The 514-nt window shown below is 71.4% G+C and carries 1 protein-coding gene; it reads right to left on the reverse strand.

Annotation, left to right across the window (positions count from 1 at the left end; translation table 11 throughout):
* The coding region (locus tag N801_RS22225) for a hypothetical protein (protein WP_035941085.1) at positions 1 to 418 on the reverse strand (418 nt) is incomplete at its 3' end.
* Between the last annotated feature and the right edge of the window lie 96 nt (positions 419 to 514).

The raw sequence follows: 514 nt of genomic DNA on the forward strand, positions 1-514 counted from the left end.
CCACGCTGCGCGCCGCGGGATCGCCGTGATAGGCCGCCAGCACGTCGCTGTCGAGCAGCCGCCGCACGTCCGGCAGCGCGGCGGCGAACCGCCGCACGATCGCGGCGGCGTGTTCCTCGACTCCGGCGTCGGCGGGCGCGTGACGCCGCAGCTCCAGCCGCGCCTGTTCCAGCAGGCTGCGCAGGGCCGCGTCCAGCGTGTAGCCGACATAGAAATTCTCGCTTTCGTGGCGCATGTCCACCGGCCCCAGGCGCATGGGGAAAAGCGCGCGCTTGAACTTGTCGAAGATGTCGGCCAGCGCCTCGCGCGACGGAAACTCGCGTTCGCCTGGCTCGCGGGCGCGCTGTTGCGAGGTGCGCCATTGGGCGCGGATGCCGTCCAGGGCGCGCACCACGCCCTCCAGATCGAAGGCCGCCATGTCAGTCCTGCACCCAGGGCAGGCCGCGATGGCGCCAGCCGTCGCTCAGGCCGCGATGCTGGTTGGCGTCGAGCTCGCCTTCAAAACCCTCGAAGC

The organism is Knoellia aerolata DSM 18566 (genome assembly GCF_000768695.1).
GTDB classification, from domain to species: Bacteria; Actinomycetota; Actinomycetes; order Actinomycetales; family Dermatophilaceae; genus Knoellia; species Knoellia aerolata.